Source organism: Nitrosomonas sp. Nm33, from assembly GCF_900107265.1.
GTDB lineage: Bacteria > Pseudomonadota > Gammaproteobacteria > Burkholderiales > Nitrosomonadaceae > Nitrosomonas.
Window position 1 is genome coordinate 1 of sequence record NZ_FNPJ01000046.1, and the last position, 25,866, is coordinate 25,866.

The window sequence follows — 25,866 nt, forward strand, 5'->3', positions numbered from 1 at the left end:
ATCGGGAAAAGCCGTGCGGGCAACACTACGAAAATCCACCTGGCTGTTGATAGTTATGGTTTGCCGGTTGAATTTGAAATCACCGGTGGAGAAGTGAATGATTGTTCTGTAGCACCGCAGCTGATTGCCAGGTTACCTGATGCGCAAGCGATTGTAGCGGATAAGGGCTATGACAGTGAGTGTATACGTGAGCAGATAATAAAGAAGGGAACCAGGGCTGTGATTCCAGGAAAGCGCAATTCGTTGAAGGGTAACGCAGATATGGATTGGGGCTTGTATAGATATCGACACTTGGTGGAAAACGCTTTTGCCCGACTAAAACAGTATCGGGCAGTGGCAACACGATACGACAAACTAAAGAGAAATTATGAAAGTATGGTTGCCATGGCATGCGGGTATCTGTGGCTACCTGTGTGAAATGTCAACAGACTCTAAGGATCTTTATAGAAAAATTTGTAAATAGCGGAGATGTGATGGAAGCCTCCTCCCTACGGGGAGTAGGGGGTAAGCGGTAAAGAATGAGGTAGCCCCTTGCGAACCTGACGGCATCTACGTGCCAAAGTGGAGATAATGAGTTCTTTCCACAAATGGACGAAAGGGCTAAAATGAATTTCACGACATACGGGTTGGATATTGCAAAGCGAGTTTTTCAACTGAATTGGGTGGCGCACGAGAGCGACGAGATTCATAACCGCAAGTTTGGTAAACATGAACTGCTGGAATTCTTTGCGCAACGTGAAGCTGGACTGATTGCAATTGAAGCGTGCGGTAGCGCGCACTAATGGCGGCGCAAACTGATGGCACTGGGGCATGAAGTCAAACTTATCCATGTCAAATTTGTCCGGCTCCTTGTGCAAGACAACAAGACTGATGCGGCGGATTGCCTGTAAAACAGAAGATCAACAAGCAGCGATGCTGGCGCTGCACCGGATGAGATTGTTGCTGATCAAGTTCCGTACCATGCAGGTGAACCAACTACGCAGCTTGCTCTACGAGTTTGGTATTACGTTATTTGATTTGGTAAATCAATCAAAGAATTATGAATCTCTTTTCATGATCCTATTTGTTATTTTTACTGGAAGTGGTTTGTTTTCAACTTTTCCAGATCGATAATTTTACTTATCATCCCTTCTTTTAGGAGACTAGAGTAAGTTACTTTGCCCGCGAGAGTGGCTATCCAGTAAATACTTTGAACTTAGCAGTAGCAGATTGCTAATCCGATAAGTCTCTATTCTTATTGAACAGCTTAGATCCTTATTCTAATGGGTAAAATAGCTAATCTCAGTAATTCTAAGCCAGACAATATAAAGTCAAAACCCAAGCGTAAGCGTAGCGTGATAGCGCACACCAACAAAGGGAGAGTCTGGAAATGGCTAAGAAGATACCAGTCCAGTGAATTCAAACGAAAACTGGTACTGCTAAGCATAGAAGTCCTTAGCCTGGGTGTGACAGTAGTTTTGGCCATCATGGTACTGTTAGGTTACTCCGCAAACCAGTTTTCAGGTACTAGTTTTTTCGGCAGCTTGCTGCCATTCTCTATCGGCGTAGTCGCATTGATAGTGGCCGCTTCCGTTTTCTCCATCGGCTGGTGGAAACTGAGAAAAAGGCTGCAGTTTCATTCTGAATTATTGCCCCCCATTTTATCTTTTTCATTTGCCTTGCTGATTACCTGGTCTGTTATCTACGGACAGTTTACCCTGGCTTATGGAAATTTCCGTACTCTGATTGGAGGCAAGGAAGAAGCAGGCCGAATGGCAATCGCACATCAAGTATACGCAGCTTATCGCAGGCATAGTTCAACACAACTGCAGAAAATGGTTAACCGATCTCAGGAATATCGCCAAGCCATCAAAGATGCAGCCGATGCTTTCGATATTGATATCAATTTGCTACTGGGTATCGCAGCAACAGAATCGTCTTTCATATCGAGAGATAGCAGTGACGGTGGGCGTGGTTTATTTCAAATTACCCAAGTTCCGAAAACGGCAGTCGCTCAAGTACTTAAACGTCTAAATGTCGAAAAAATCTCTCTGGAAAACCCCCGGCACAACGCCTTTATTGCTGCAGCTACATTTAAACGCTATTTTGCGGAAATGAAAGGCGATCTTTTTCTGACTTTGTTAGCCTACAATATCGGTCCCGCTAACGGTGGTTTGCGTTTTATCATGCAGCAATACGGCGCTTCTGATTTCACAACCATTCAACCTTATTTACAAACATTGCCGCGCGACTATCCGATACGGGTATTATCCTACTCCTTGGCGTTTCGTCTCTGGCAAACAAAAGGTAAATTACTCGCTTACGAAGAAGGAAATAATGCTATTTATATACAACGCATCGGCATACCAGGATTGCATACCGGTTTGTAATTATTCAGCATAAGGAATCACTATTTATAAGTCCTTTGGGTAATCTTAACCAATGATTTCAACATCATGATTGGCATGTCTTAATGTAAAATCAGACATATTTAGTTTGTACGTTTGTTGCAGGGGAGGGGTACCAAAATCCATATACATATCCTTTATCCGTGCATCTTGATGATATGCAGGCACTCGTTCATCGAGAAATTCTCCAGCAATAATGAATTTTGGTATCGCGGGCGAAATCCAGGGGTACCATCGCTGCGCTGATATCTTCGATGATCAAATCTGCCAACGCTTCTTTATCCATTTTAAAACGGCGGAAATTGGTTGAGAAATACAATATTCCACCCGGCGCCAGCAACGCCGCAGCGTTGTGGATCATTTCCATGTGATCACTCTGGATATCGAAGACCTTGTCCATTTTCTTGGAATTGGAAAAAGTTGGCGGATCAAGAAAGATCAAATCAAAGTGCTGCTTTTGTTTTGAATCAGCCTGCTTGACCAGCCATTGCAGGCAATCGGCGCGCACCAGCTTGTGATCGCCATGAATGTTGTTGAGGTCGAAATTTCGTTTCGTCCAATTCAGATAAGTATTGGACATATCGACAGTGACGCTGGCCACTGCTCCACCGATCGCAGCATGCACAGTGGCGCTACCGGTGTAGGCAAATAAATTCAGGAAACGCTTGCCCTTAGCTTGTTGTTGAATCAGCAAACGTATTGGCCTGTGATCGAGAAACAGGCCAGTGTCCAGATAGTCCGCGAAATTCACCCAGAATTTGCAGCCACCTTCTTCAACGATATAAAAGCGGCCTGAATCGCTATGTTTTTGGTATTGATCGGTACCTTTCTGCTTGCGGCGTATCTTTAAAAATACTTGCTCAGCGGGAATTTCTAGCACTTTGGTTATTTCTGCCATTGCTCCAGCTAGCCGCTGCTGGGCCTTGATGGGATCAATAGTTTTCGGTGACTCGTATTCCTGGACGTTAACCCAGATCTGCTCGCCTTGATAAATATCTATTGCCACCGCGTATTCCGGCAGATCGGCATCGTATAGTCGGTAGCAATGTACCTGATTCTGTTTGGCCCACTTGGTTAGTTTCTTCAGATTCTTGCGCAAGCGATTGGCAAACATTTCCGCCTGACTGTCAGACTGGTTGGCTTGGACACAGCAGTTGATTTGCTTGATGCGCTCTTGTTGAGATTTGACTTTAGGTTCAGAAAAAGCCTTTGCCAGTTTATGATGCATTATACTATCTACAAAAAAGAGATTTAGGGTAAGTAATTTATCTTCTCCCAAAACAAAGTAGTTTTATTCTGTCAAAGCATGAAATTACTCTGAAAAAAACGATAGCTCATTGTTTCTTCTTATTATCACTTGGCTAGCGAAAATGAATTTGGCTGAAATATCCAATACTAATTCAACTGCACTAATGCAATAGAACCATACCGCCACGAATGTTCAGCTTGTCACAGTATCTTCAATAGATCATTTAGTGCAATATAATCGAAGCTTTCAAGACTGAATATATTCATGAGAAAGAGCAATTTGAATATAAATATGTTCTCTGTAAAGAACATATTCTAAGTGTATTTTTTTCTTAACATAAAACTTGATTAAAATTTTTGAATTAAGAAAAAAAAGTGGGGTCAGAATTAATTGAGCTTTGTCTCTATTTATTTTGCTGGATATATTTGATTAATATTATTTATTTTCAGCCGTATTGATCCAGTCAGAGATAAAATTATAATTATGAATTCTGAAATATGAATTTATCTATTTGGATTATAAAACATTTTTAATATTATGAAATAATCCACAATTTTTTTAAATATATTCATAGTATCAATCAAATTCGTCTTAACATATAACAAAATTACAACTAATTGATTACAATAATAAAAATTATATGTCTAAAATTTAATCGAATTAGAAAATATTATTACAGATAATCGTCTTAGTATCAGTATATACAAATTACTCACAAACTTATCCACAGAAATTGTGGACAAATATTAATTTGATTAATGAAATTTAGAATTACTAATTTTATAGATTTAAATAGCAATACAAAGGAATTATCAAAATGAACAACTATGTACAACGTTTTCTATTGGAAAATCTAGACATACGGGGTGCAGTGGTGCATCTGGACAGCGTATGGCAGAAAATGCTGCAAAATCGGAATTATCCGGCATCTGTTGTCCAACTGCTTGGAGATATGAGTGCTACCACGCTTTTATTAAGCGGTAATCTCAAGCAGCTTGGACGCCTAACCGTGCAGCTGAAAGGTGATGGTCCAGTTCCCATGTTGGTCATTGATTGTAATGAAAGTCTTCATTTGCGCGGCATGGCTAAATATGCGCCCCAGGTTGCAGCGCAGCCAGTACCTGATTTACTGGGGCGTGGTCAACTTGTGCTGACCTTGGATATGCTGTCCATGCGCGAAGCTTACCAGAGCATTGTGCCACTCGATGGCGACACGATTGCCGAAATATTCGAACACTATTTCAAGCAATCTGAACAACTTCCATCACGTTTATTCCTGGCTACATCAGATAATGCCATTTTTGGTATCCTGTTGCAGAAGCTACCCACTGCCGATCAGCAAGATCCCGATGGCTGGACTCGTATAGAGGCACTTGCCGCAACCGTGCAGGATCAGCCAATATTCAAACTGGCAGCTGAAGAAATTCTCACTCGCTTGTTTATGGAAGAAACCATCCGCGTCTTCGATGCTCAGACGGTCAGCTACGGCTGTCGTGAAGATCCAGCCAAAATCTATAATATGTTGCACTCCTTAGGCCGTGCGGAAGTTAATGCTATTCTGCAGGAATGTGGCGAAGTTGTCGTGCATGACGACATCTGCAATCGCGAATACCGCTTTGACGCGCTAGCTATTGACGCAATCTTTCGCGAAGCCGGGCCGACGGTACATTGAGATCACGTACTACGGGTATATTCTCAATCAGCGATGAAACGTTATTATGCTACAACGTTAAAAACTTACCAGCGGCATGAGCAACACCGCTGGTATGGTCAAAGGTGGTTAAGAGTCCCAGGAATTAAAAGGACGCTGAGCAGATTACATACCAGATCATAACGGTGCGATCACGAGAGTATTTTATTCCTCTACATCAATATTCACAGTTATTCATTCACACCGATATCGGGTGGCATCGGTGGTATTTCCGTTGGCATGTTTGGGGGCAGTTCTGAGGGTGATTCGGGGATCTCGTCTGGACCGCCCGGGGGAAGGCCTGGCGGTATTTCTTCGGGTGGTACTTCGGAAGGAATGTTGTGCGGGATTTCCGGCTCACCAGCGCGATGGGATGTACGCATGTTGATCACTTGAGTATTGGGTTATTACATTGTATTTGATTATATACTTTTACTGCTTATTAAAAGATCAACATATGTATCTCAGATACAAAATCTAATAAAGTGGCACAGCAATTGACTGAAATGCATTCCAAATTTTCTGCGTATCTTTATATTTTACACTGCATCGAAGATGCCTATTTAAATAGAAGACATCGAAATATTACTTTAGCTGATATCGTGGTAATCTTTATTTTAGATTTTCATAAATTTTAGAGATACTAAACGATATGGATTTTTCTCCTTTGGTTTCACAAACGATTATTAATAAACATGCTTTGCTCAGAAAGCATCCCTTAGGTATTCCTGAATACCCTGAACGGCAGGATCTTCATACTGAGCTTAATGCAGATGTTTATGAGTTGGTGAGTATTCCTGCACAACTTTCGCATTTGGTGCTTTTATCTGATCGACAATGGGTCGATCAAGAACGCCAATTAATAGTTCAACTTTGTCATCGTTATGGCATTTTGCCGCCTAATACTCACTTTGACCAATTCAGTGCCGAATTTGGTGAGTTTCGTTTACGGTGGGAACGCCATACCGAATATTCTACGTATACGGTTTATTGTAAAGGTCCGTTCGATATTCCTTTTGCTAGACCAGCTATTACCTATGTACCTCAAGATTGGTTAGCCAGCTTGCCCGGTGAAGTGTTGGTTGCGACGCATATTGCATTGGATGATCGATCTCGTCCTAGCCGTAGCCTAAGTGAATTAGCAAGTCTATTTGCATCAAACACCGTCATTGGCTCCAAAGTGTCGGGGGGGAGTGCCAGTGTTTGGAGTGACAATCAAATTCACGCAGATAGTTTTAGTCGAATCTTGATTCATGATGATAATCTACGTAGTCGTCAGGTTGGGAGGTTGGTGCAGCGTTTGCTGGAAATTGAGACGTATCGTATGCTGGCAATACTGCCGTTGACACTAACGCGTAGGATAATTCCTCAGTTGGAGCGTTATGATGATCGCCTGACGGAGCTGATTACTGGTAATGAATTGACCGGGTTTGAAGATGAGCAGCGTTTACTGGGTGAATTGACAAGGTTAGCCTCGGAAATCGAAAAAATCTCTGCCCAAACTAGCCATCGGTTTAGTGCATCACAGACTTATTACGCTATCATGCAACAACGTATCGTTGAATTGAGGGAGGAGCGTATTGAGGGGTTGCAGATGCTTTATGAGTTCAGAAAACAGCGAGTGATTTCAGCAATGGGAACTTTCGACCTGGCTCGTTCTCACCTGGAAACTCTTTCTTTACGAGTAACACGCGCTTCATCTATGCTACGTACACGCGTCGATATTTCCATGGAATCACAAATTCGTGATTTATTGAAATCCATGGATAATCGAGCACATTTACAATTACGCTTACAAGAGACTGTTGAAGGATTATCGGTTGTCGTGCTGAGCTACTATTTGCTCGGTATAGTAGGCTATGGACTTAAGGCAGCAAAAGCTGCAGGATATGCTATTAATGTCGAATTAATCACTGGCATTGCGATTCCAGTAGTACTCTCGATCGTTTATTTCGGAGTAAGGCGCCTGCGCCAGAGGGTGAAGAAAAAGTAATTAAGGTATTTGATATTTGCCGCATCATTCCTTTGGCTATTTTGTCGATATTTATCTCATGAGCAGATGGATTGCAAATATTCTGAAGCGACTAGAAGATCTTAATTGATCGAAGGTACAAAATAAGCGTTACCTTGTATTCGTTTCAAACATGACAACGCTTATTTTTGTAAATTCGTTTAGGTTAGATTGAGATTAAGTTGTATTAAGAAGTACTCTCTGTTTCGACTTCAGTAACTGCTTTCATACTTAAGCGGAGCCGGCCTTTATCATCAGCTTCCAGTACTTTTACTCGAACAGTCTGGCCTTCTTTAAGATGGGTAGCAACGTCTTCAACGCGCTCATGAGCAATTTGAGAAATATGTAATAAGCCGTCTTTTCCAGGCAGTACACTGACAATTGCACCAAAATCCAGGAGTTTCAATACTACACCTGTATATATCTTACCTACTTCTACTTCTGCGGTAATATCCTCGATACGTTTCTTTGCAAGCTCGCCCCCCTCGCTATTGATGCAGGCAATCGTGACTGTACCGTCATCGCTTATATCTATGGTGGTATTGGTTTCTTCAGTTAGGGCACGGATTACTGCGCCACCTTTACCGATAACATCACGAATTTTCTCAGGGTTGATCTTAAATTTGATAATGCGTGGAGCGTGTGTCGAGATGTTTTCCCGGGTTGCAGGAAGAGCTTTCTTCATGATATCCAGGATATGCAAGCGGCCCTCTTTAGCCTGTAGCAAGGCTACCTGCATAATTTCTTTAGTAATCCCTTGGATTTTTATGTCCATTTGCAGTGCTGTAATACCTTTCTCAGTACCCGCCACCTTGAAATCCATGTCTCCCAAGTGATCTTCATCACCAAGAATATCGGTCAACACGGCAAAGCGATTTCCTTCTTTAATCAGTCCCATGGCAATGCCTGCCACATGGGCTTTTAAGGGAACTCCTGCATCCATCAATGCAAGGCATCCTCCACAGACCGAAGCCATGGAGCTGGAGCCATTAGATTCCATGATTTCGGAGACTACCCTTAACGAATAACCGAATTCTTCAGCTGAAGGAAGCACTGCTTCCAATGCACGCTTTGCGAGACGACCATGGCCTATTTCACGTCGCTTTGGCGTACCAACGCGTCCAATTTCTCCTGTAGCAAAAGGGGGCATATTGTAATGAAGCATGAAACGTTCTGTATATTCCCCCTGTAAGGTATCAACTTTCTGTTCATCGCGTGCGGTTCCTAATGTGGCCACGGCCAGAGCTTGTGTCTCACCGCGTGTAAATAATGCTGAACCATGTGTTCGTGGAAGTACTCCATGGCGTATCGAGATAGGACGCACAGTCCTTGTCCCGCGTCCATCTATACGCGCTTCTCCATCAAGAATTTGAGTACGAACAATTCGAGATTCGAGTTCAAAGCCAATTTCATTGACTGATTGTTCATCAGGACCTCCTTCTGTACCTACACCTAATTCTGTGGAGACTCGTTGCCAAATTTCTTTAATCGTTTCGTTTCTAACTTGCTTTTGTTTTAATTGAAATGCATTACGCAAATCTGCTTCTGCCAATTGCGAAATTCTTTCAGTTAATACCAGATCTTTTTCAGTTGGTTTCCAATCCCATGCAGTAACGCCAGCTTCATCAACAAATTCATTAATGACATCAATAACTATTTGCATTTGCTCATGACCAAACATAACAGCACCCAGCATGATCTCTTCAGATAATTCCATTGCTTCTGATTCGACCATTAAAACCGCTTGCTGTGTTCCAGCTACAACTAAGTTAAGCTGAGGTTGTTTGAGTTCGGTGGTAGTTGGGTTAAGTACATATTCATTATTAATATAGCCAACGCGGGCAGCTCCAATAGGGCCATCAAATGGAATACCCGACAGTACTAGCGCAGCAGAAGTACCAATCATTGCCGCTATGTCAGCATCCACTTCAGTTTCGGCTGATAAAACTGTTGCAATAACCTGTACTTCATTATAAAAGCCAGCAGGAAATAATGGCCGAATAGGACGATCGATCAATCTTGAAGTGAGTGTTTCTTTCTCGGAAGGACGACCCTCACGTTTAAAGAAACTCCCGGGAATACGACCTGCTGCATAGAATTTTTCTTGATAATCAACGGTCAACGGAAAGAAGTCTTGCCCAGGTTTGATATTTTTATCTCCGACGACGGTAACCAATACGACTGTATCATCCATCGTAACCATTACTGAGCCATGAGCTTGTCTCGCAATTTCTCCGGTTTCCAAAGTAAGTGTATGGCGACCGTAGGTAATACTTTTCTTTATCAATTTCAATTAGCAATCCTTCTTTATTGATGTAATCATCTTTGTTTGATTGGCTATTTCCCTGCTCTATAACCTATTTTATTGTTTAATTAAACGATTACTTAAAGTTTCTTTGAACTAGGGAAGAAAGCTAATAAATTAATTATTTGCGTAAACCAAGGCGCTCAATTAGCGCAATATAACGATCGTTGCTCTTGTTTTTTAAATAATCAAGTAATTTACGTCGATGACTTACCATTTTAAGTAAGCCGCGGCGGGAATGATGATCTTTGACATGTGTTTTGAAGTGATTGATCAAATCGTTGATGCGAGTAGTCAAAAGCGCCACCTGTACTTCGGGAGATCCAGTATCTCCTGCGGCTCTTTGATAGTCATGCACCACCTGGGCTTTTTGCTCAGTTGTGACTGCCATATAATTAATTTTCTCCAGTTTTGTTAATTAACCTATTTTAAGAACCCAGAATTTTACTCTTTAATAGGCTATTTGTCCAAAACTTACAAAGCGTTGGGTGTGAGATACAGTTGAAGAGAATCTATAACCTTCTTGATAATTTGGATAAAACACCATTCTGATAGAATTCAGAGTAACCAGATTTTAAAATCCATAAGAGACAATATAAATTTTATCTGTTTTCTGCTTAATTTGCTTATCTTTGGTGTAAAGCATCAATACTCAAGATCGTTATGATTCTCCTGCAGAGATTCGTATATTTGGGAAAATTACAGAAAAAGCTGTCCCCAAGCCTGGGTCACTGGTAACTTTAAGTTGGAGATTATTGTTAACTGCAGCAATTTTAACTAGCGACAAACCAATACCACTGGATGATTGGTTATGCATTACTGCTCTTGGAGAATAAAAGTACTCGTTAAAAATATTCGGTAAATCCTTTGCTTCAATGCCAATTCCATGATCAGAAATTGTCAAAATTGCAGAATTATCTGGCAATTTAACAATGGAATTAATATCAACCGCTGCATCATCATAAGAATAAGTAATCGCATTGGCGATGATATTTTCAAACAATATTTCTATCTGATCCGGAATGCCCCTGGCAAAAAAATTTTGGATTGATAACTTTATTTCAATATTTCTTGCTGTTGTTACGGGTTTTAATTTATCGATGCATTTATAAATTGTTGCTGAGATATCAATATATTCCATTGCATCGTTATTACGTCCAGCTGTTTTTAGTCGTTCAAGTTTAAGTACATCCAGAATTAAATTAGACATACTATGCCCGCGTCTATCAATTTTGGTTAGCACTTCTTCTATCTCAGACGAAACTTGTCCACAGTATCCTCCTTTAATCAAATTAATTTTGCTTCGAATAGCATCAAGTGGTGCTTTAAGTTGATGTGTCACAAGCATAGCGTACTGATCTTTTGCAATTTGAGCTTGATTAATTTGTTCATAGGCATCACGGAGATATTGTTCGTGTTTACGAACAACCAGTGTAAGGCGTGAGACAACATACCAAACAATAAAAAATAAAGTATTGAGTGCAATCATCCATACCAGAGCTCGACCTTTTTGTAAGCTCTCATTCGAGAAGTGCGGGTCTATAAGAATTGATTGTGATACCTGAAAGAACATTTGGTTTTCAATAAGTAAAACAATCGTGTACATCGCAGAAACCATGATTGCGACGAATAAGCCTTCCAACGCTGAGAAAAAGATACATGCTAAGGCAATATGAAGAATATAGAAGAAGGGAGCAGGGGTTGTGGTACTGCCAACATTATGCACGACTATTGATAAACACAATAAATCAACAATAATCTGCACCCAAATATTGATTGAAGGTGAGTTAAATTTTGAAGGCTGACAGAAATCCAATGCATAGATATAGGCAAAATTGGCAGCACTCAAAATGACTGAAAGGACAAGCGGCCAATCTTGCTGGTTCCTAATTCCTAGTTTGGTAAGTGCATCTGATGCTATTAGAGCTACGATTTGAAAAAGAATGAGTGCACCAATCACAGCCCATCGGAAAATGGTAAACCAGCGAATATTATCTATTAATATTTCATCACTTAATTTTTGTCCACTTTCTTTTCCTCCTGCCAAGATAAATTGCTGTTTAGGCGCGTTCCAAGAGAAATCGGCAGTAGCCATGATTGGTTACCCTAAGAAACGCTCAGCTCAGGCGGTCATGAACAATGGACAACAAGCCTGATGGCTCAATAGGTTTCTCAATAATCCAGATCCATTTTTCTGACTTATTTTCAAAATAAGGCAAAATCATATCGCCAAGTGAAGTCAAAAAAATTGCCTGCATTCTAGGGAAACGATTGTGTAATTCCACATATGTAGTCAGGCCTGCATCCATGGATTCAACCATTACATCAAGAATAGCCAGATCAGGCACAATGGAAGGATTACTTAGTGAGTCAATAAAATCTTTCGCTGTTTGATAACTATCAACTTCATATCCATGCGTGCTTAAGATATGATGAACAGTATCTCGGATATCGGGATCATCATCAACGTGGGCAATTCTTTGTCTCATATAAATAAACCTCCTTTGTTCAATCAAAGTAACAGTTAATGTCAACAGACCTTGGAATGATAAGTCCCATCTTGATCCCTGGATTTTTGTCTTATCTATGAATGCTTATGCCATTAATAGAATAGTTACTATCAAGTAATTCATAAAAATAGGTTGTAAATTTTAGTTACCCTCATTCTTAAATCTCTCGCGGAAAAAATACTACACTGTGCTGTTCTCAGTAAGCAAGAAATTTTGATTAATATATTTCAAAGCTAGAAAGTTATTATTTTTTGAACAGATAATTTAAAATTCTGTATTAAGATGTGATTAATATGTGAAAGTTTCCACATTAAATTAATATTGAATATTACTGTTAAAAATTGCGATTTCAATAATGATTATCACGTAAGCATTTATTTCTGTTTTTTAGATAGAAAAATTGTAATTGACCAAACTATATTCATCGTTGTTCACAGATAAGAAATAAATAACGGAATAATGGATTTTTTGCCAAACTGCTTTTCCTCGTCTGCTTGGGTTTTATGGTAAATCCTTTGATTGTAAAACTAAATTGTTTCATAGATAGGGCAAAATGTGAAACCAGCTCCTCTCTGTCTTACTGTCTGGCTGATTTATCCAGGATTTCCTTGGATTGGCAAATGATTGAACAAAAATGAGGCAGATCAATATTAGCAGGCAAGAAGATCTCAAAGAACCCTCGCTTTTCCAGGCTATTGTTTGTTTGCTTGGTATATTTTTAATGATCTCACTGGGGTTCTTCGTTCTGGAGATCTCTATTCATGCCATCATTTTCATGTGCTTGTTATGGGTGGGTATCCATGCAGCCATCCTCGGTCATACTTTCACTGATATTCAGCGCATGATGAACACGGGCATCGGTAATGCACTTCCTGCTATTTACATTTTTATTCTGATAGGGATGGTGATCGCAAGTTTTATGCAAAGCGGCACAATTGCCAGTCTCTTGTATTATGGGCTGAATTTGCTCAATCCTGCAGTATTTCTTGCGTCTGGATTAATTTTATGTAGCCTCATGTCGATTGCAACGGGTACTTCCTGGGGGACGGTAGGAACGATAGGGATAGTACTCATCAGTATCGCAGAGGTCATCGATATTCCACTGGCAATTGTAGCGGGCATGATTGTGTCAGGTGCAACCTTTGGTGACAAATTATCACCTATCTCAGATACGACAAATCTCGCCGCCGTGAGTGCTGGTACCAACCTCTATCGCCACATTCATGCCATGCTATACACTACCTTGCCAGCCTATGTGCTAACGCTCATCCTATTTATTTTTGTAGGACTACAATATGAAGACTATGTATTGCCTGCAGAGGAAATAGTAGCTATTCAAACTGCGTTGAACAGTGCATTTCAATTAAATCTGTGGGTTACTTTGTTACCTTTGCTGTGTATGTTTGGCATGAGTATCAAAAATTACTCTCCGGCAATGAGTATGTCATGCAGTGTCATACTTGCCATACTGATTGCTGTTTTTTATCAAGAAAGAAACATCATCGAGGTATTGAGCGCGCTCTGGCTCAATGAGCCTGGTAGCACAGGCATAGACAATATTGATTTCTTACTTGGCCATGGTGGCATTTATAGTATGGCCTGGTCGTTATTGTTATCGATCATGGCTTTGGCGTTGGGCGGTGTTTTGCATCACGCAAAATTTCTTTCCGTTATTCTTGAACGTTTAATTTTGCGTATTAAGCGTGTTCGCACCCTCATCGCAACTACGATATTGTCTGGGTTTATCAGTAATATAGGAATGGGAGAAGCGTATATTTCGATCATTTTGAATTGCCAATTATTTAAAGACGCCTATCATAAAGCCCAGCTAGATGGGGCAATACTTTCTCGCTCGGCAGAAGAAGGTGCCACCATGACAACAGCGTTGATTCCATGGACTACTACAGGGGCTTTTTACACAGCGACGCTGGGTATTTCAGTATTAGATTATGCTCCCTATGCTTTCTTGAATGTACTTAATCCTATTGTTGCTGTGGTAATGGCTAGCTTGGGTATAGGATTACTGCAACGCTCTCGCGTTGACGCTTAATTCGCTGAATGCTATATTTTCCGTGCAATCGGAAAAGGATCTAAAAGGGGTAGATTTGTATCCCTTAATGAAAACAAATCAGAGAAAGGAGCAAGATGGAATCAACGAATCAGCTTTTCGTCAGCTTTGCGCTCAAGGATGCTGAACTTAGAGACAAACTTATAGAGCAGATAAACAAAGAGAGTCCAGAAATCACATGTGTGTTCATGCCAGAAAAAAAATCCTGGGAGAGCGCATGGAAGGAGGAATGTCGGGAAAAAGTTAGAGGGTGTAATGGGGTAATTGGTCTTATCACACCCAATACCATTCGGGCTGATGGGCAATTATGGGAACTCCGTTGTGCTTTTGAAGCAAAAATGAAGGTTATACTGATTGGTGATGATGAAGCCTGTGATATGTCAGCCAAGAAATTCCCTGATCTTTTGAGAGACGAAGATATCTTGCCATGGAACAGCTCTAATATCGCAATGTTTCTTGGTAAATTACAAAGATAGTCGTTTTATAATATTCTTCCTGACCTTATTTTTACTCGATTGTAAGCTTTTCTAATATTTTCAAGTGCGGCCATAATATTGTGACGGGGAGTGCCAATGTTCATACGCATAAAACCGCTACCATTATTTCCAAATAAAGCGCCAGGACTCAACCCAACTTCAGCTTCATGCACAAAAAAATGCTTGAGCTGCTTATCATTCATATGAAGTGCGCGGCAATCCAGCCAAAGTAGATACGTTCCTTCTGGCTTGATTAAATGAATGTCTGGCAAATGTTCGGTCAGATATGCGTTGACATGGTCGCGCGTATTTTTTAGATAAAGCATCAGTTCATCCAGCCATGTTGCCCCTTTCCGATAGGCAGTTTCAAATGCAACGATGCTGAAGGGATTGGCAGCACTGACATGAATTATGTCAAAAAAATGAGTAATAGCAGCACGATGAGCTTTATTCGGAACGATAAGAGCCGATAAATGAAGCCCTGGGATATTGAAGGTCTTGCTAGGGGCAATAGCCGTAATAATATTTTCTGGGTTTTCTGTGAGGCTCGCCAGGGGATGATGCTGGTTTTCCGGATAAACCAGATCGGCATGAATTTCATCTGAAATAATCACCCAGTTATGTTTGTTAGCTATCTCAATAAGTTGCGCTAGCTCAGACTTATTCCAAACTCTACCAACGGGATTGTGAGGAGAACAGAACAGCAATATGCGCGCATTGGTACCGATCTGCTCCAGTTGATCGAAATCGATCGTGTATCGACCCTGCTCAAGATGCAACGGGTTGAGTATCAATTGCCTCTCTGTTTTAGTTACCGCTGAAAAGAATGGAAAATAAACCGGCGGTTGTATGATAACTTGCTCACCTGCTTGGGTGAGTGACATGATAGTAGCAGTTAGCGAGGGGACCACGCCGGGGCTGAAAATGATCCACTCGCGTTCTATTTTCCAATGATAGCGCAGCCATACCCAGTCGATGAGCGATTGGTAGAGACTCTCTGGAAATAGTGTATAGCCGTATATGGGGTGCGTGGCGCGTTCGATCAATGCATGCGTGACTTCGGCAGGGACGGCGAAATCCATATCAGCAACCCATAGCGGCATCACATTGGCATTGCCGAATGTCCCCAGACGCCCATCAAACTTGGTACTATTCGTTCCAGCCCGTTTGATATCGCGGTCGAATTGATCACTCACACGATTTTCTCCCAGATCGTCACTTCTGATAACGTGTGCTGGAATTTACGTTTAGTTTCACGAATAACGAAGGGAACTTCCTGTGGACCCTGAATCAATCTAAAATGGCTGCCAAGTATTTCTTTCAAGCCATCTAATGTGGTAAAGCTTTCACCATCTCGCTTGAATCCACCGATCCAGGATTCCCGCTTGGTGTGCTCTTCTAACCAGGTATAAGGGGAAGCAATCAACAACAACCCACCTGGATTGATCCGGCTATGCACGTTTGTCAGGAATTTGGCTGGATCGTATAAACGATCGATCAAATTGACAGCAAGGATGAGATCATAACCAGTCAAAATCGGTTTGAGATTGCAGGCATCGCCTTGAAAGAACTCAACCTTATGTTTGACATCATCAAGACCCAGATTTGCGAGCGAACGTTCTTTATAAAAGACAAGATCGCCTTCATCCGTTAGCGTATAACGCAGCACACCTTGCTGAACGAGTTGTACTCCTTGATTGATAAAGCGTGCAGAAAAATCAACACCTGTCACATGGTCGAAATGTTTTGCCAATTCAAATGTGGCTCGCCCTGAGGCACACCCCAAATCAAGTGCCTTGTGCGCGGGGCGGTTGCCCATGGCAGCAATGGCTAACTTAGCCAGAGCAGTCGGGAAATTGGATACATCGAAATACTTATCGCCATAATGAAATTCAGCATATTCAGACAGCAATTTGTCTGTCTCATAATGAGAGCTAGGTTGGAAGGCAGGGGTATCAGTAACGACGTAGCGAAATCCAGCATGTTGAAAGAAATGACGACGGAATGCATAGCGTGACGCTTTCAATGATTCATTACCACACGCAATCCAGGAGCCACCTTTGATGAGATTATGTCGATCATCAAAAGTGGGCGTAGTGAAATCATCATAGTGTGGGTGAACATCGAACCCCTCAAATGGATAGGTTGGTGTTTCTGTCCACTGCCAAACGTTGCCAACGATATCGAAGAATTCACCTTGAGGAAACTCATTAACTGGGCAACTGGAGGCATAATAATCGAGATGAATATTACCAACGGCTGGATTGGTGTGAGGTACCTCGGTTAAATTGGCTGCATCGTACAATCGATACCACTCATCTTCAGTAGGTAAACGCACTGGTAGTCCGCTGGTTTTTGCTTTCCAGTTACAAAAAGCCTTGGCTTCATGATAATTTACTTCCACGGGCCAATCCCAGGGCATAGGCACTTCCTCGGTCATCAGGCGAAAACGCCATTCATTGCCTTGTTTGAGCCAAAAGGTAGGGTATTGCGCGCGAGTATGTTTTAACCAGCCACGGCCTTCCTCTTCCCAGTGATCCTCTACGCCATAACCATTGGCCTCGACAAAAGCGAGAAATTCATGGTTGCTGACTAGATAACGGCTTGCCTGGAATGCCGCGATTTCTGCTGAGTGATGGCCGTATTCATTGTCCCAGCCGTACGTCGGATCAGTTTTATTTTTACCTATCTGCACCTTGCCAGCCGGTACAGCTACTAATTGATTTTCCGGGGCGATTCCGGTTTTGCGGCAGGGTTGCCAGGCAGGATGAGGCTGAACGTATTGGAGTGCATGCTGGCGAATCAATACTGAAGATGTTTCCAGATGGATACGTTCATGCTCAATACCCATCACAATAGTCCACCAGGGGTTTTCCCAGCCAATCGGCAGGGTCAACGGCGTATCGCTGATGAGTTTATCGACTGTATTGCGCATCGTGCGGCGGTACGCCCATACTTCTTCTACGGCTGGCCAATCGTAATGCGTAGTATCTAAATCATCCCAGCTCATTTCATCTACGCCAACCGCAAACATTGACTCCATCCTGGGATGGATTCGCTCAGTAATCAAGCCAGCCAGAATCAATTTGTTAGTGAAGAAAGTGGCGGTATGTCCCAAATAAAAAATCAGAGGATGCCGCAGCGTGATAGGCTTGATGTAATAAGCCTCATCGTTATGTAACGTTTCAAAAAGCTGCTCGTAATAATCCAGCGTGGTATGAAAATAGGATCGTATTTCCTCACGTTTAGCGTTAACGTCGTTACCGTCGAGTATCGGTGTTCTCTGAAAAAGTTTTTTGGACATAAAATATTAACAAACCTGCTTATTCGGAACTTTCGGAAATTTTATTATACTCTCTCGAATTTTACAGGTCATATTTAACAAGGAAATAAGAAATTTAGCATACTAATTGGTAACAGATTGCAAACACAAAAATCATTCCATTGACATTATGATGAATGGATGTATAGGAAATAAAATTCTATTGGTTTGATAGGAAATTTGAGTTGATCATCCTCTTTGCTCCATTTCTAAATCAAACCTGACTCAAACCTGACTTTATCGGATCTCCTTGCCGCATTATTTATACTGTCTGCAGCCCGCCTTTGCGTCATGTTTCATTTGGAAGTGGAATTAATTGCTATTCCTAGAAATCAAGGGGCAATTCTGCCTGAGCTAAAACATTGGCTACCTGTAGCGAGTGGGCAGAAGACAACGTGCTGACTCGTATGCCAAGCAATCGCAGCTTTTTTTCCAGCGGTACACGTCGCAAACATTCGCGCGCAGCCTGGCGTATAGAAATATCATCGGCAATGAATGTAGACAAGGTTATGTCTCGGGTGACAGTATGGAAATCCTCGAAGCGCAATTTGATACCAATAGTGCGGCCAAGGTAACCTTTACGTTTCAGATCCTCGGCTATACGTGTACACAGAGTCAAGAGTGCTTCCGATAAACCATCGCGATCATGGCGTGGATGAAGGTTGCGTTCAAAAGTGGTTTCCCGGCTGATCGATTTGGGTTCGGAGCGGGTCATGACTGGACGATGATCAATGCCATGCGAGGCCTCATAGAGCCAGGTAGAGTAGCCACGGCCAAAGTGAATCTGAAGAAAGCTCAATTCGACCTGTGCCAACTCAGCAATTGTCGAAATGCCGAGTGATGCCAGTTTCTTTTCTGTTTTGGGGCCAATGCCATTGATTTTGCGCACCGGTAGCGGCCAAATGCGATCTGGAATATCGGACATGTCCAGAATCGTGACGCCATCTGGTTTCTCAAGATCGGAGCAAATTTTCGAGAGTAGTTTATTCGGCGTGATACCAATCGAGCAGGTGAGGCCAGTGGCATTGAATACAGCTTGTTTGATACGTTTTGCGAGCGTCAAGCTATCGTCTGGCAGGCTGCTGAGATCAATATAAATTTCGTCAATGCCGGAATCTTCGATCTGGGGTGCAATGCTTGCCACGGCAGTCTTGAACAGCTGTGAATAATGGCGATATGCGCCAAAGTCAACCGGGAGCAGAATAGCATCAGGGGCGAGTTGGGCTGCTTTCATCATACCCATCGCAGAAAACACTCCAGCTGCCCGCGCTTCATAGGTGGCTGTCGTGATCACACCACGACCAACATAATCACGTAACCGTGAGAAATGCAGACTTCCATCTGCTTGTAGTGCCGGTTTGTGTTCCGATTTCCCGCCAATGACCACTGGCAAACCGCGTAATTGGGGGTAACGGAGAAGCTCAACAGACGCAAAGAAAGCATCCATATCAAGATGAGCGATACGACGTGATAAAAAATTCATTGCTTACAAACTATCGATGTTGAACTTGAGTTGCTGCCAGCTTGATGGCCACTATTTGAAAATGAATTTGCATCTTACGTCAGGGGTGATTGAGTGTAAATTCTGAATGATCGCATGAATTTTTTCTGGTTTTGCAGATTGCATTGGTATTAACATATTAACCTTGGTACCCTGACTACCCGATCTTCTATCCATGATGGGTACTATTGAAGTTGAAGAAGCTTACTTTTTCTGCAACATGGTCTGCAAAGTGAGGGCATTGTGTGCAGCGTAACCGCTCTGGTCGTTGTCGAAATAGCAATAGATAGTATGGCCCAGCGACGACCACCTGGCAAAAGTATTTGCCCATTCGGATAAAGTATTTTTGCTATAACTACCCTGATAAGGGCCATTTGGGCCATGTAGGCGGACATAGATAAGATCTGTGGTGATTTCCCTGGGTGAAAGAAAACCATCCAGATCAAATATACAGAAAGCTGCCTTATACGCCGCGAGCAGTTGATAAGTCTGTGCGTTATGCCAGCTATGGTCGCGAAATTCAAAGACATATCTGAAATCATTGCTGAGCTTATCCAGAAAGACAGCCAAGCGCTCGGGATTGAAGTGCCAGTGAGGTGGTAACTGAAACAAAATGGGGCCTAGTTTGTCTTCCAGGATGCGTATTCGTTCCAGGAAAGTATAAGTACTCTGCTCTGGATCATTCAGTCTTTTCATGTGAGTAATGTAACGGCTGGCTTTGATGGTAAAGATAAAGTCTCCAGGGACTGTGTCGTACCATTCCAGCAATATTTTTCTATCAGGCAATTGGTAGAACGAGTTATTGATCTCGACGGTTTTAAAGTGTTTTGCGTAGTAGTACAACCATTCTTCCTGGGAGAAATCTGGAGGATAGAATATGTCTCGCCAGTGATTGTATGACCAGCCAGATGTTCCTATGAAAATTGCACTTTCCATCATATCAATCGCTCCTGAATGATTTGTCACTGAATGGTATGACTGGAGCAAAGTGACAAAGTGGCACGTCGACTTGGTCATTACCTTTATAATATTCGCTTTAGCGGAGTTTGCGGTATATAGCGCTTTTAATTCTTTTTTAACGATCAACTTAAAGTAAAGGGGAACTGGTGAGCACAATTTGGTTCAAGGAGTACACACTCGATTATCTGGAAGGGTTACGCAACGCCAATATGGGCGCGCATATCGGCATACATTTTGCGGAAATTGGCCCGGATTTTCTGAAAGCGCGCATGCCAGTGGATGAGCGGACAACCCAGCCATTCGGGATTTTGCATGGTGGCGCGAGCTGTGTTTTATCAGAGACGCTGGGCAGTGTCTCAGCCTGGATGACGATCGATCCAGAGAAATATCGTGCGGTCGGGCTTGAAATCAATGCCAATCATATTCGGGCTGTCACGCAAGGCAATGTCATCGGGGTGTGTACACCGCTGCATATCGGCCGTCGCACTCAAGTCTGGCAGACGGATATCACCGAAGAAGCAACCGGCAAGCGTGTGGCGATTTCTCGCCTGACTGTGGCTATCATTGAACAGGGGACGCTGAGTAACCAGAAAGAGAAGGTGATCGTGAGTAAAGAATCGTAGTTGCTTTTAGCTGTCTAATTCTTTAATTTTGCAAGCTTGTTGTTAACGCTTGCGCTTGTTTTTTTGTCATTAAGTTTGTCATGAAGCCATCGCTTGCTGTCACTGAGCTGGAGCGGCGTCTAGCCAATCTGCCCAAGCCAACCTATCCAGAAGAGCTGCCCGTCGTTGGCAAGCGTGAGGAAATCGCGCGCGCCATTGAGGCGCATCAGGTGGTGATTGTTTGTGGTGAGACCGGTTCAGGCAAGACCACGCAGTTACCCAAGATTTGCCTCGAGCTTGGGCGCGGTGTAGCAGGGTTGATCGGGCATACACAGCCGCGCCGTATCGCCGCACGCACGGTGGCGATGCGGATTTCTTCTGAGCTGAATAGATCGCTGGGTCATGCTGTAGGTTATAAAGTCCGCTTTTCCGACAGCATCAGCAAGGATACCTATATCAAACTGATGACAGACGGTATTCTGTTGGCGGAAACACAGGGCGATCCGATGCTGCGTGCCTATGACACCATTATCATCGATGAAGCGCATGAGCGCAGTCTCAATATCGATTTCCTGCTGGGCTATCTCAAGCAGTTACTGCCGAAACGGCCTGATCTCAAGCTAATCGTAACTTCCGCCACCATCGATGCGGAGCGCTTTTCCCAGCATTTCAATAACGCACCTGTGATCGAAGTATCCGGTCGGCTGTATCCGGTGGAAATACGCTATCGCCCTCTGGCTTCTGAAGATGAGGAAGAGCTGGATCTGCAGCAGGCTATCACAGATGCGATCGACGAACTGATGCGCATAGGGCCAGGTGATACCCTGATCTTTCTGCCTGGTGAGCGTGAAATCAGAGAAACAGCCGAATCCTTGCGCAAACATGCCTTTAACCGGCCGGGTGGCGGGGCAGGAGTGGAAATTCTGCCATTGTTTGCGCGCTTATCGTTTGCCGAGCAGGAGCGCGTGTTCAAGCCTGGTAATGTGCGGCGCATCGTGCTGGCGACCAATGTGGCGGAAACCTCCTTGACCGTGCCGGGTATTCGTTATGTGATCGATACCGGTCTCGCGCGCATCAATCGCTACAGTTACCGCAACAAAGTCGAGCAACTGCTGATCGAGAAAATTTCCCAGGCTTCCGCCAATCAGCGTGCCGGGCGCTGCGGGCGGGTAATGAGCGGTATTTGTATTCGGCTGTATGGGGAGGATGATTATCTGGCGCGCCCAGAATTTACCGATCCGGAAATCCTGCGCTCCTCGCTTGCTGCCGTCATCTTGCGCATGAAATCGCTCAAAATCGGTGATGTGGAGAATTTTCCCTTTCTCCAACCGCCATTGCCGCGCATGATTGCTGATGGCTATCAATTGCTGGCAGAACTGGGTGCGGTAGATGACAACAATACGCTGACTGCGATCGGTTGGCGGCTTGCCAGGTTTCCGATCGACCCGAAGATTACGCGCATGATTCTGGCGGCAAAACAAGAAAACTGCCTGAGCGAGCTGCTCATCATCGCTTCTGCCCTAAGTCTGCAGGACCCGCGCGATCGCCCATTCGAGCGGCAGGATGCAGCTGATCGCGCGCATGAACCGTTCCGCGATGAGCGCTCGGATTTTCTGAGTTTTCTAAAATTGTGGGAATTCTTTGATGCAGAGCTCAAGCATAAAAAATCCAACAAAAAACTGATCGCTCAGTGCCAGGAACATTTCCTTTCCCATCGACGTATGCGCGAATGGCGCGAAATTCATGGACAGTTGCACACCCTCGTGATGGAGCTGGGATTCAAGCTGAATCAGGTACCGGCAAGTTATGAGGAGATTCACCGTGCCTTGCTGGCAGGATTACTCGGTAATATCGGTTTCAAATCGGAAAGTGAAGGTGAATATCTCGGTGCGCGCGGGATCAAGTTCTCGATTTTTCCGGGCTCATCGCTAAAAAAAGCAAAACCCAAATGGATTGTTGCAGCGGAGCTGGCCGAAACCGCCAAGCTTTATGCGCGCTGCGTGGCAACGATCGATCCATCCTGGCTGGAAAATATTGCTGGCGGGCTTTGTAAAAAACATTATTTTGACCCTCATTGGGAAAAACAGCCTGCCCAAGTCGCGGCTTATGAACGTGTCACCCTCTATGGCCTGACCATTGTACCGAAGCGGCGTGTGGCGTATGGCAGAATCAACCCTAAGGAGGCGCGCGAAATCTTTATCCGCAACGCCCTGGTAGCAGGGGAGTACGTGACCAAGGCACCGTTCTTTGAGCACAACCGCAAGCTGATTGAAGAAATCGAAGAGCTCGAACACAAGGCACGCCGACAGGATGTGCTGGTCGATGAGCAGGACATTTTCGCGTTTTATGATGCCATTATTCCGGCGGATATTTATGGCGGAGCTGCTTTTGAAAAATGGCGTAAGCAGGCAGAACAAACCAATCCGCAACTGCTTTATCTCACGCGCGACTACCTGATGCGGCATGCGGCCGGCAGCATTACCGAACTGCAATTCCCTGAAACTGTCAGCATCGATGGCCACGCTTTCCCATTGAACTATCGTTTTGAACCGGGGCATACGCTGGATGGGGTGACCATTACAGTGCCGCTGCCTTTTCTCAACAAGCTGACTGCCTCCCAGTTTGATAGCCTCGTGCCGGGGCTGGTGCGGGAAAAAATAACCTGGTATCTGAAAGCGCTGCCTAAGCAAATCAGGCGCAATCTGGTGCCAGTACCCGACTATGTCACCCGCTTTCTGGAACAGCAGGAAACGCAGGGCGAACCTATACTGCTGTCGGAAGCACTCGCACGCTTCATTCAATCCAAAACAAGCATCAAGGTTTCGCTGGATAGCTGGGACGACAAACCTTTGCCGCTGCACTTGCAGATGAATTACATGGTGATCGACGATGCCGGGCAGGAACTGGCCATGAGTCGCGATTTGGTGCAACTACAGGCGCAGCTTGGACAGGCCGCCCAGTTGACTTTTGCCCGATCAGGTGCAGCCGAGCAAACTGGCATCGAGCGCGATCAGCTCATACGCTGGGACTTTGGTGATCTGCCCGAGGAAATCACCTTCACACGTGCTGGCAAACAGATAACCGGTTATCCCGCCCTGGTCGATCAGACGGATCATGTCGCCATACGCTTATTCGATACCCGTGAAGCCGCCGCAAGCAATATGCGTGCGGGTGTCCGGCGATTATTGAATTTCGAGCTTAAAGACCGGATGAAGCAACTCGAAAAAAATCTGCCCGGACACAGACAGGCAATTATACAGTTGAGCACGCTGCTCGATCCGGAAACGCTCAAGCGGGATATGCTCGATGCCATCAGCGATCGCGCCTTCATTGGCGATGATCCGCTGCCGCGCAGCGAAAGCGAGTTTAACGCCCAGAAACAGCGTGCGCGATTACGCCTCAGCCCCGTAACTGATGCCATCGCCCGATTCATTCAAGACATCGCCCAAGACTACCAGACACTGAAACAACGTCTCGCTGCCACCACCATCAGCAATCCTCGCCTCAAAAATGAACTGAACGATCAGCTCAATAACCTGATTTATCCAGGCTTTCTAAATGCAACTAGCTGGGAACGACTGCCGCACCTCACGCGCTATTTGAAAGGCATGGTCATGCGGCTCGACAAATACCCCGGCAATCCATCGCGTGACGGGCAACATGCCGTCGGTATCGCAGCATTGTGGAATCAATACCTGCAGCGCTTGGAAAAACACCGCAAGGCGGGCATCAGCGACCCCAATCTGGCTGAATTCCGCTGGCAAATCGAGGAACTGCGCATTTCCCTATTTGCACAGGAATTAAAAACGCCTTACCCGGTATCCGTCAAACGCCTACAGAAATTCTGGGAAACGGTGCGTGAGTGAGTTGGGAAATAACTCCATGAGTTTGCCGAAATTTTCCAGGGAAACTGAATCAGTCCTTCGATAAGCTCAGGACGAACGCTAACTAATTGATTGTGTTTGTAGCGTGCCTGGATAGTTAATCACGTTCGTGGTGAGCCTGTCGATAGTTATTCCCGTTCGTGGTGAGCTTATCGAACCATGAACGGAATCAAATTACAAATTACTCCGTATAGTAGGGTGGATAAGCAACGCGTCATCCACCAAAATACAGAAGCAAAACATGAACATCGTTACTGAGCAGGAAATCAAGCGCCGCGGTATTGCAGCCGTTGACGAAGCTTTGACTCAGGGACCTGTCACGTCATCAAGAACAATCGACCCCAATACGTAGTCATGACCGAAGAGTTTTACCACGAACTCCTTGAAGCACAGCAAAAAGCAGTCTTGGCTCGTATCAAAGCATCGCTGGAAGACGCCCATGCTGGCCGAGTTATCCGTCATGACACTGTAGAATCACTGATGCAGCGCCTGGATAGCGAACCAGCCGAATGACCTGGACACTGGTCATCACCGCCTTTCTCCAACGCAGAACACGTAAATTTCTAGCAAGTATCCTGAATCACCCTGGCGCTACAAATTCCTGAATACGAAATATAGCATAACCAGATAATTTTGATTATAATGCAAGGATGGCATATTCATTGGATTTTCGCCGTAAAGTGTTATCTGTTCGAGAGAAAGAAGGACTTACGATAGCCGAGGTGGCAGCGCGGTTTGATGTGGGTATAGCAAGCGTTGTTCGCTGGATCAAGCATGTTGATCGCAAACCTCAAGGGTTTCGCAAACGCAAGATTGATCTTGATGTATTGCGGCAGGATATTCTCGATTATCCCGATGCCTGTCAGTACGAGCGAGCAAAACGTTTGGGCGTGGCGCAGAA

20 protein-coding genes and 1 pseudogene are annotated in these 25,866 nt (G+C 43.9%); 11 read left to right on the plus strand and 10 right to left on the minus strand.

All coding sequences use genetic code 11. The features are described from left to right. The 3 genes and pseudogenes from BLV54_RS09960 to BLV54_RS09975 all read left to right on the plus strand — a co-directional run. Positions 1 to 417: IS5 family transposase (locus BLV54_RS09960; RefSeq protein WP_143032477.1), on the plus strand; the 417-nt coding region annotated here is incomplete at its 5' end. Positions 418 to 605: 188 nt separating this feature from the next. Beyond that, positions 606 to 1,005: pseudogene (locus tag BLV54_RS16900) on the plus strand (IS110 family transposase); the annotation flags it as partial. Between the two features lie 257 nt (positions 1,006 to 1,262). After that, complete coding sequence (locus tag BLV54_RS09975) at positions 1,263 to 2,369, plus strand: lytic transglycosylase domain-containing protein (protein ID WP_090571285.1); 1,107 nt, start codon at positions 1,263 to 1,265, stop codon at positions 2,367 to 2,369. Between the two features lie 190 nt (positions 2,370 to 2,559). Here the strand turns inward: BLV54_RS09975 and rlmKL are convergent, their stop codons facing one another. Continuing rightward, positions 2,560 to 3,615, minus strand: coding sequence for a bifunctional 23S rRNA (guanine(2069)-N(7))-methyltransferase RlmK/23S rRNA (guanine(2445)-N(2))-methyltransferase RlmL (gene rlmKL / locus BLV54_RS09980; RefSeq protein ID WP_256329366.1), 1,056 nt, complete (start codon positions 3,613 to 3,615; stop codon positions 2,560 to 2,562). An 838-nt stretch (positions 3,616 to 4,453) separates the two neighbouring features. Between rlmKL and BLV54_RS09985 the strand changes: the two genes are divergently transcribed. Continuing rightward, entirely contained in the window at positions 4,454 to 5,308 is an 855-nt protein-coding gene (locus BLV54_RS09985; RefSeq protein ID WP_090571287.1) for an Hsp33 family molecular chaperone HslO, read from the plus strand. Between the two features lie 209 nt (positions 5,309 to 5,517). Here the strand turns inward: BLV54_RS09985 and BLV54_RS09990 are convergent, their stop codons facing one another. Further along, a complete protein-coding gene (locus BLV54_RS09990) occupies positions 5,518 to 5,709 on the minus strand; it encodes a hypothetical protein (protein ID WP_090571289.1) in 192 nt (63 codons plus the stop codon). Between the two features lie 269 nt (positions 5,710 to 5,978). Here BLV54_RS09990 and BLV54_RS09995 point away from each other — a divergent pair, with 269 nt between their 5' ends. Then, positions 5,979 to 7,319 carry a DUF3422 family protein gene (locus tag BLV54_RS09995; RefSeq protein ID WP_090571290.1) on the plus strand — a complete coding sequence of 447 codons (1,341 nt, stop codon included), beginning with the start codon at positions 5,979 to 5,981 and terminating at the stop codon, positions 7,317 to 7,319. A 205-nt stretch (positions 7,320 to 7,524) separates the two neighbouring features. On the opposite strand, the gene pnp is transcribed toward BLV54_RS09995, so the two are convergent. From pnp to BLV54_RS10015, 4 genes are all read right to left on the minus strand, one after another. After that, positions 7,525 to 9,630 carry a polyribonucleotide nucleotidyltransferase gene (gene pnp / locus BLV54_RS10000; RefSeq protein WP_090571293.1) on the minus strand — a complete coding sequence of 702 codons (2,106 nt, stop codon included), beginning with the start codon at positions 9,628 to 9,630 and terminating at the stop codon, positions 7,525 to 7,527. Between the two features lie 133 nt (positions 9,631 to 9,763). Beyond that, positions 9,764 to 10,033 (minus strand): 30S ribosomal protein S15, encoded by a 270-nt coding sequence (rpsO, locus tag BLV54_RS10005; protein WP_090571295.1) that lies wholly within the window; start codon positions 10,031 to 10,033, stop codon positions 9,764 to 9,766. Between the two features lie 270 nt (positions 10,034 to 10,303). Beyond that, entirely contained in the window at positions 10,304 to 11,737 is a 1,434-nt protein-coding gene (locus BLV54_RS10010; protein WP_090571297.1) for a sensor histidine kinase, read from the minus strand. A 22-nt stretch (positions 11,738 to 11,759) separates the two neighbouring features. After that, entirely contained in the window at positions 11,760 to 12,131 is a 372-nt protein-coding gene (locus BLV54_RS10015) for a response regulator (RefSeq protein ID WP_090571299.1), read from the minus strand. Positions 12,132 to 12,786: 655 nt separating this feature from the next. Here BLV54_RS10015 and nhaC point away from each other — a divergent pair. Together nhaC and BLV54_RS10025 are read left to right on the plus strand one after the other, a co-directional pair. Then, positions 12,787 to 14,202 (plus strand): Na+/H+ antiporter NhaC, encoded by a 1,416-nt coding sequence (gene nhaC, locus BLV54_RS10020; RefSeq protein WP_090571301.1) that lies wholly within the window; start codon positions 12,787 to 12,789, stop codon positions 14,200 to 14,202. A gap of 95 nt (positions 14,203 to 14,297) precedes the next feature. Continuing rightward, positions 14,298 to 14,696, plus strand: a complete 399-nt coding sequence (locus BLV54_RS10025; protein ID WP_090571303.1) for a TIR domain-containing protein — start codon at positions 14,298 to 14,300, stop codon at positions 14,694 to 14,696. A 5-nt stretch (positions 14,697 to 14,701) separates the two neighbouring features. Here the strand turns inward: BLV54_RS10025 and BLV54_RS10030 are convergent, their stop codons facing one another. From BLV54_RS10030 to BLV54_RS10045, 4 genes are all read right to left on the minus strand, one after another. Further along, the gene (locus tag BLV54_RS10030; protein ID WP_090571305.1) at positions 14,702 to 15,892 is read right to left on the minus strand and encodes a MalY/PatB family protein; all 1,191 of its coding nucleotides are present in this window, start codon (positions 15,890 to 15,892) and stop codon (positions 14,702 to 14,704) included. Then, complete coding sequence (gene ovoA / locus BLV54_RS10035) at positions 15,889 to 18,000, minus strand: 5-histidylcysteine sulfoxide synthase (RefSeq protein ID WP_090571307.1); 2,112 nt, start codon at positions 17,998 to 18,000, stop codon at positions 15,889 to 15,891. Before ovoA ends, BLV54_RS10030 begins: the two co-directional genes overlap by 4 nt. A 343-nt stretch (positions 18,001 to 18,343) precedes the next feature. Then, a complete protein-coding gene (gene dinB, locus BLV54_RS10040; protein ID WP_090571309.1) occupies positions 18,344 to 19,501 on the minus strand; it encodes a DNA polymerase IV in 1,158 nt (385 codons plus the stop codon). 222 nt (positions 19,502 to 19,723) lie between these two features. Next, complete coding sequence (locus BLV54_RS10045; protein WP_090571311.1) at positions 19,724 to 20,458, minus strand: DUF72 domain-containing protein; 735 nt, start codon at positions 20,456 to 20,458, stop codon at positions 19,724 to 19,726. Positions 20,459 to 20,625: 167 nt separating this feature from the next. On the opposite strand from BLV54_RS10045, the gene BLV54_RS10050 reads away from it, so the two are divergent. From BLV54_RS10050 to BLV54_RS10065, 4 genes are all read left to right on the plus strand, one after another. Continuing rightward, the gene (locus BLV54_RS10050) at positions 20,626 to 21,102 is read left to right on the plus strand and encodes a hotdog fold thioesterase (protein WP_090571313.1); all 477 of its coding nucleotides are present in this window, start codon (positions 20,626 to 20,628) and stop codon (positions 21,100 to 21,102) included. An 80-nt stretch (positions 21,103 to 21,182) separates the two neighbouring features. Continuing rightward, positions 21,183 to 24,947, plus strand: coding sequence for an ATP-dependent RNA helicase HrpA (gene hrpA / locus BLV54_RS10055; RefSeq protein ID WP_090571315.1), 3,765 nt, complete (start codon positions 21,183 to 21,185; stop codon positions 24,945 to 24,947). 372 nt (positions 24,948 to 25,319) lie between these two features. Continuing rightward, positions 25,320 to 25,478, plus strand: coding sequence for a hypothetical protein (locus BLV54_RS16460; RefSeq protein ID WP_218132373.1), 159 nt, complete (start codon positions 25,320 to 25,322; stop codon positions 25,476 to 25,478). A gap of 137 nt (positions 25,479 to 25,615) precedes the next feature. Continuing rightward, positions 25,616 to 25,866: IS630 transposase-related protein (locus BLV54_RS10065; RefSeq protein WP_090567858.1), on the plus strand; the 251-nt coding region annotated here is incomplete at its 3' end.